The 6,219-nt window shown below is 73.3% G+C and carries 7 protein-coding genes; 2 read left to right on the top strand and 5 right to left on the bottom strand.

All coding sequences use genetic code 11. The annotated features are described in order from the left end of the window. Positions 1–119 precede the first annotated feature (119 nt). Positions 120–1,595, bottom strand: coding sequence for a PLP-dependent aminotransferase family protein (locus tag ACGFI8_RS31830; protein ID WP_392810484.1), 1,476 nt, complete (start codon positions 1,593–1,595; stop codon positions 120–122). Between the two features lie 24 nt (positions 1,596–1,619). After that, a complete protein-coding gene (locus ACGFI8_RS31825) occupies positions 1,620–2,555 on the bottom strand; it encodes an EamA family transporter (protein WP_392810483.1) in 936 nt (311 codons plus the stop codon). A 71-nt stretch (positions 2,556–2,626) separates the two neighbouring features. Here ACGFI8_RS31825 and ACGFI8_RS31820 point away from each other — a divergent pair, with 71 nt between their 5' ends. Together ACGFI8_RS31820 and ACGFI8_RS31815 are read left to right on the top strand one after the other, a co-directional pair. Beyond that, complete coding sequence (locus ACGFI8_RS31820) at positions 2,627–3,586, top strand: LysR family transcriptional regulator (RefSeq protein WP_392810482.1); 960 nt, start codon at positions 2,627–2,629, stop codon at positions 3,584–3,586. Between the two features lie 76 nt (positions 3,587–3,662). Next, the gene (locus ACGFI8_RS31815; protein WP_392810481.1) at positions 3,663–4,148 is read left to right on the top strand and encodes a hypothetical protein; all 486 of its coding nucleotides are present in this window, start codon (positions 3,663–3,665) and stop codon (positions 4,146–4,148) included. Positions 4,149–4,172: 24 nt separating this feature from the next. On the opposite strand, the gene hisF is transcribed toward ACGFI8_RS31815, so the two are convergent. The 3 genes from hisF to ACGFI8_RS31800 form a co-directional block, all read right to left on the bottom strand. Next, a complete protein-coding gene (gene hisF, locus ACGFI8_RS31810) occupies positions 4,173–4,934 on the bottom strand; it encodes an imidazole glycerol phosphate synthase subunit HisF (RefSeq protein WP_392810480.1) in 762 nt (253 codons plus the stop codon). A 174-nt stretch (positions 4,935–5,108) separates the two neighbouring features. Further along, positions 5,109–5,837, bottom strand: coding sequence for a bifunctional 1-(5-phosphoribosyl)-5-((5-phosphoribosylamino)methylideneamino)imidazole-4-carboxamide isomerase/phosphoribosylanthranilate isomerase PriA (gene priA / locus ACGFI8_RS31805; RefSeq protein ID WP_392810479.1), 729 nt, complete (start codon positions 5,835–5,837; stop codon positions 5,109–5,111). 55 nt (positions 5,838–5,892) lie between these two features. Next, positions 5,893–6,207, bottom strand: a complete 315-nt coding sequence (locus tag ACGFI8_RS31800; RefSeq protein ID WP_392810478.1) for a hypothetical protein — start codon at positions 6,205–6,207, stop codon at positions 5,893–5,895. Between the last annotated feature and the right edge of the window lie 12 nt (positions 6,208–6,219).

The following is a 6,219-nucleotide window of genomic DNA, read 5'->3' as shown; positions in this document are numbered from 1 at the left end:
GCCGGCCCGGCCCCGCCACCCCCAACCCCCCCCCCCCCCCCCCCCCCCCCCCCCCGGGCCCCCCCCCCCCCCCCCCCCCCCCCCCCCCCCCCCCCCCCGCGTCCGGCGAGCGTGGGTAGTCAGGCCACGACCGCCGGCGTCGACCAGGAGTGCCGGCGCGGGCGGTCAAGGTCGGTGCGGGCCTCGGCGAGCCGGCGCACCGCCTCGACCAGGTCGGCCTCCGGCAGCGTGTACGGCAGGCGCATGAACCGCTCCATCGTCCCGTCCGCGCCGAAGCGGGGCCCGGGCGCGACCCGCACCCCGAGCTCCTCCGCGGAGCGGGCCAGGGCGCTGGACACCGGCGCGTCGAGCTCCGCCCAGATGACCATGCCGCCGCGGGGCAGCACGAAGCGCCAGTCCGGCAGCTCCGCGCGCAGCGCCGCGGCGAGCGTGTCGCGCTGCACCAGCAGCTGCTTGCGGCGCGCGGCGACGATCGTGTCGCGGCGCTGCAGCAGGCGGGTGGCGACGAGCTGGTCGAGCACCGGCGAGGCCATGTCGACGCCGACGCGGGCCGCGGCGAGCCGGGCGATGAGCGGCGCCGGGCCGCGCACCCAGCCGATGCGCAGGCCACCCCAGAAGGCCTTGCTCATCCCGCCGATCGTGAGCACCCGCGCGGTGCGGTCGAACGCGGCCACCGCGGGCGGCATCCCGCCGTCGGTGAGCTCGGGGTCCAGGGCCAGGTCGACGAACGACTCGTCGACGATCAGGTCGGTGCCGGCGGCGTGCGCGGCCGAGGGGAGCCGCTCGCGCAGCGACGCCGGCATGAGGTGGCCGGTCGGGTTGTGGAAGTCGGAGATGAGGTAGGCGACCCGGGCCTGCGCCGCGCGGACCGTCGACAGCAGCAGGTCGGCGTCCCAGCCGTCGGGGCCGATCGCGTACGCGCTGAGCCGCGCCCGGCCGGCCAGGAACGCGCTCAGCGCGTTGGGGTATGTGGGCGTCTCCACCAGGGCGCGCTGCCCGGGCGCGACGAGCAGCCGCAGCAGCAGGTCGAGGGCCTGCTGCACGCCACCGGTGATCATCACCTGGTCGGGCTCGGTCGGCAGCCCGCGCTCGGTGTAGTGGCGGGCCACCACCTCCCGCAGCACGAGCAGCCCGGCCGGCTGGTATCCGGGGCCGCACAGGTACGGCTCGAGGTCGGCGACGGCCTCGGCGGCGGCCGCGGACAGCTCCGGCGGGGCCGGCATCGCCGCGCAGCCCAGGTCGATCAGGCCCGCGTCGTCGCTGGGGGTCCACAGCCCGGAGGTGCCGACCCGGTGCCCGGCCGGCAGCTCGGTCCAGCTCCCGGCGCCGCGGCGGCTGGACACGTGCCCGCTCTCGCGCAGTTCCCGATATGCGGCGGTCACGGTGGTACGGCTGATGCCCAGCGCCGCCGCGAGCTCCCGTTCGGCGGGCAGCCGCACGCCCAGGGCCAGCCGGCCGTCGATGAGCAGGCCGCGCACGGCGTTGGCGAGCACGACGTACTCCGGGCGGCGCCCGCCGGGGCCGCGCACCCCGACGGCGACCTGCCAGGCGTTGAGCATGCGGGCCAGTTGCGCGCCGCGGACGATCGCAGACAAGGCCAGTCCTCCTTGATTGGCTATTCAGACCCGACCGATTGGCCTCAGACTGGCACGCACTGGCTCGGCGGGCAAGTCCAATTCCGCGTCGGATTTGGGGTCCACTCGCGGCCGTCCGGTCGCGCCCAGCAGCACCCCGCCGAGGATCGCCGCGCCGCCGACGAGGTCGTACCAGTGGATCCGCTCGTGCAGGAACAGCGCCGAGGACAGGATCGCGAAGACCGGCGCGAGGGCGGCGAAGGGCGCGACGGTACCGGCGCCGTAGCGGGCGATGAGCCGGCCCCAGACGCCGAAGCCGAGCAGCGTGCTGAGGTAGGCGATGTAGGCGATCGCGCCGGCCGCGGTCAGGTCCAGGCCCTTCAGGGCGCCCCAGACGTACGCCGGGCCGTCGACGGTCAGCGTGAGCAGGATCAGCGGCGGGGTCGCGACCGCGCTCACCCACACCATGAAGTTCAGCATGTTCGTCGCCGAGGCCTTACGCATCGCGATGTTCGCCAGGCCCCAGGCCGCGCCGGCCGCCACGACCAGCAGGAACGCGCCGAGCGGGCGATCCAGGCCCAGCTGTGTGGCGATGAGCACGATCCCGGCGCCGGCCAGCACCACGCCGGCGACGCGCCGCGGGCCCGGGCGGTCGCGCAGCAGGACGGTGGCGAAGACGAGCGTGAAGACGACCTGGCTCTGCAGTACCAATGCGGAGAGCCCGGACGGCAGTCCGGCCGCCATGCCCGCGAAGAGCAGCGAGAACTTGACCACGCCCAGCGCCACGCCGGTGGCGATCACCCAGCGCCACGGCGCCCGCGGCCGGCCGACGAGGAACACCGCCGGCAGGGCGGCCACGCCGAAGCGCAGCGCGCAGAACAGCAGCGGCGACATGCTGTCCAGGCCCACGTGGATGACCACGAAGTTGACGCCCCAGATGACGGTCACCAGGATCGCCAGGGCGAGGTCGCGAGGTTTCATGCCTCGATGATTGGCCCGACAAACGTGAAGTACCATCGAAAACTTCTGCATCGTTGTTTTAGCATTGCTTCATGCTTGACCTTTCCCGGCTCCAGGCCTTGCGCGCGGTGCAGACCTTCGGCACGGTCACGGCCGCCGCGGGCGCGCTGCACTGCACGCCGTCGGCGATCTCCCAGCACATCGCGAAGCTCGAGCGTGAGACGAAGGCCACGCTCGTGGAGAAGGACGGGCGGCGGCTGCGGCTCACCGAGGCCGGCCGGATCCTCGCCGAGCACGCCGGGAGGGTGCTCGCCACGGTCGAGGAGGCCGAGGCGGCCCTGGCCGCGCACCAGGAGACCGTGTCGGGCCGGCTGAGCGTCTCGTCGTTCCCGACCGCGTGCCGCGGCCTGCTCCCCCACGCGCTGCGCCGGCTCGCCGCCGAGCACCCGGGCCTGGAGCCGACGCTGCTGGAGACCGACCGGGAGGCGAGCTTCGACGGCATCCTGCGCGGCATCATCGACGTGGCCCTCATCGACGAGTGGCTGGAGATCCCGGTGACCTACCCGCCGGGGATCGCCAGCGTCGAACTCGGCCTGGACGTCGGCGACCTGATCCTGCCGGCCGGGCACCCACTGGCGTTCGGCACCGGGCCGGTGACCCTCGACGAGGTCCGCGAGGAGCGCTGGATCGGCTCGAAGCCGGGCACCGTCTGCCACGAGTGGCTGCTGCGGATGCTCCCCGGGCTGCGCCCTTCGATCCTGGTCAACGAGTTCGAGACGCAGCTGACCTTCGTGGCCGAGGGGCTCGGCGTGGCGTTCGTACCGCGCCTGGCCCGCACCTCGCTGCCGGCCGGCGCCGTGGCCCGCCCGGTCACCCCGGAGGCGGCCCGGCGGGTGTCCGTCGCGTGGCGCGCCGCGGCCGGCGTCCGGCCCGCGATCGGCGCCACCGTCGCGGCCCTCCAGGACGCCTGGCACCACCGCGCCGGCTCCGCAGCCCCCTTCGGCGACCTCCCCGAGTGGGTGCCCGGCCAGGACGTGGTGCACGTGGTCTAGAGCTCGGGCCGCCCACTGGGCTCATTCACCGTATTCATCTCAGCGGATTTTCGAGCCGCCCCTTACATTCATTGGTATGGCCCTCTTCCGTTCCCGGACGGCGACCGGCGCAGGCATCCTGGCGGCGCTGCTCCTGGTGCTCATCTTCGGCAACCAGATCTTCACGGAATGGGTCGACCGGCACAGCGACGGGTCGACCGTATGGGGATTCTTCCTGCGCATGTTGGCCTGGCCGCGGTGGTGGGTCACCCCGCACGACGACTCCGGCGCCGCGGCCCGGGAGCTGCTCGCGAACGATCTGCGGGCGCTGCTGTTGATCCTCTTCGTCGCGCTGGTGCTGTCCGTCTCGGCCCGGGCGGTGGCCGGTGGCGGCGGCGCGTTCGTCATCGGCTGGGCGGCGCTGATCTTCGGCGCCGCGCTGGCCGCGTTCACGACCACGTTCATCGTCGCCAACCCGACGATGCTGGGGGCGCTCAACGCGGCCGCCGCGGCGTCCGGGTACGGACTCTTCGTCGGATGGATCGTCGGCATCGCCGTGGCCGCCGGAAAGAAGGCCAGCTAAAGGAGACGGACTGGGGAAGGCCGGCTAACGGATCGGGTGGCCGGCCTCCCGCAGGGCGGTCTTCACGTCGCCGATCGCCAGCTCGCCGAAGTGGAACACGCTCGCGGCGAGCACGGCGTCGGCGCCGGCCGCGACGGCCGGGGCGAAATCGTCGACCTTCCCGGCGCCGCCGCTGGCGATGACCGGGATGCTGACGACCGCGCGCACCGCGCGGATCAGCTCCAGGTCGAAGCCATCCTTGGTACCGTCGGCGTCCATCGAGTTGAGCAGGATCTCGCCGGCGCCGAGCTCGGCCACCCGCGCCGCCCACTCGACCGCGTCGAGCCCCGCGCCGCGGCGCCCGCCGTGGGTGGTGACCTCGAAGCCGCTCGGCTGGCTCGCCGAGCGGCGCACGTCCAGCGACAGCGTGAGCACCTGGTTGCCGAAACGCTGCGCGATCTCCGCGATCAGCTCCGGGCGGGCGATCGCGGCGGTGTTGACACCAACCTTGTCGGCGCCGGCGCGCAGCAGCGTGTCGACGTCGCCGACACTACGGACGCCGCCGCCGACGGTCAGCGGGATGAAGACCGTTTCGGCGGTACGGCGGACCACGTCGAGCATCGTCGCGCGCCCGTCCGACGAGGCGGTCACGTCCAGGAACACCAGCTCGTCGGCGCCCGCGGCGTCGTAGGCGGCCCCCAGCTCGACCGGGTCGCCGGCGTCACGGAGGTTGAGGAAGTTGACCCCCTTGACCACCCGCCCAGCATCGACGTCCAGGCAGGGAATCACCCGCACCGCAACGGTCATGCCGAAACCTCCGCTTCGCTCCGGCAGCGGCATGACTTGGACCTGCATTCCCGATGACCGGCCCCTCCGCTCCGCTCCGGACCGGTCATGCCGAAACCTCCGCTTCGCTCCGGGTGCGGCATGACTTGGACCTGAGCCTACGATGACCGGCCCCTCCGCTTCGCTCCGGACCGGTCATGCCGACTCCTCCAGCACCTGCAGTGCCTCGGAGACCGTGAAGGCCCCGGCGTACAGCGCCTTGCCGACGATCACGCCCTCGACCCCGGCCGGCTCGAGCGCGGCGAGCTGGCGTAGGTCGTCGAGCTTCGACACGCCGCCGCTGGCGATCACCGGCTTCTTGGTCCGGCCGGTCACCTCCAGCAGCAGGGTCAGGTTGGGGCCGGTCAGTGTGCCGTCGCGCATCACGTCGGTCACCACGTATCGCGCGCAGCCGGCCTTCTCCAGGCGGTCGAGCACCTCGAACAGGTCGCCGCCCTCCTTCGTCCAGCCCCGCGCGGCGAGCTGGTGGCCGCGCACGTCCAGGCCGACCGCGACCTGGTCGCCGTAGGTGGCGCAGACGTGGTCGCACCAGTCCGGGTTCTCCAGCGCCGCGGTGCCGAGGTTCACCCGGGTCGCGCCGGTGGACAGGGCCGCCCTCAGCGACGCCTCGTCGCGGATGCCGCCGGACAGCTCCACCTGGACGTCGAGGCGCCGCACCACGTCGGCCAGCAGGGCCGCGTTGGACCCACGCCCGAACGCGGCGTCGAGGTCGACGAGGTGGATCCACTCGGCGCCCTGCCGCTGCCAGGCCAGCGCGGCCTCGAGCGGGTCGCCGTACGTCGTTTCGCTGCCGGCGGCGCCCTGGACGAGGCGGACCGCCTGGCCGTCGGCGACGTCGACGGCGGGCAGGAGCTGCAGAGCCATGGTTCAGATCCTTCGGTCAGATCCGGCGGTCAGATTCGGCGGTCAGATTCGGCGGTCAGATTCGGCGGTCAAGGACGAGCACGGTGAGCGCCGGTGTGGCGACGATGACGAGCGCGCTGATGCCGATCCGGGCCGCTATCGAGTCGATGAACAGCCACACGAGGGTCAGGACCACCAGCACGAGGGTGACGATGACCGACCGCTGCGCGCGGGACCGGCGTGCGAAGAGCTTACCGGTTCGCCCGATGCGCACCTTCGGCACCAGCCGCCGCATCGCGGCCCGGCGCGCGCGTTTGCGCTCGTTGCGGCGCATGCGCTCGGCGCGCTCCGCCTCCAGCAGCGCGCGCCGCTTCGCTCGTTCTTTACTCACGCCTTGCTCACG

The sequence above is a fragment of the Dactylosporangium sp. NPDC048998 genome (assembly GCF_043197855.1).
Lineage (GTDB): Bacteria > Actinomycetota > Actinomycetes > Mycobacteriales > Micromonosporaceae > Dactylosporangium.
The sequence above is the reverse complement of the archived record's forward strand: the minus strand, read 5'-3'. Positions and strand labels throughout refer to the sequence as shown.

Bases quoted from the DNA above. Each gene is read 5' to 3' on its own strand.
- ACGFI8_RS31825 (WP_392810483.1), bottom strand. From the start codon at position 2,555: ATGAAACCTCGCGACCTCGCCCTGGCGATCCTGGTGACCGTCATCTGG.
- ACGFI8_RS31820 (WP_392810482.1), top strand. From the start codon at position 2,627: ATGCTTGACCTTTCCCGGCTCCAGGCCTTGCGCGCGGTGCAGACCTTC.
- ACGFI8_RS31815 (WP_392810481.1), top strand. From the start codon at position 3,663: ATGGCCCTCTTCCGTTCCCGGACGGCGACCGGCGCAGGCATCCTGGCG.
- hisF (WP_392810480.1), bottom strand. From the start codon at position 4,934: ATGACCGTTGCGGTGCGGGTGATTCCCTGCCTGGACGTCGATGCTGGG.
- priA (WP_392810479.1), bottom strand. From the start codon at position 5,837: ATGGCTCTGCAGCTCCTGCCCGCCGTCGACGTCGCCGACGGCCAGGCG.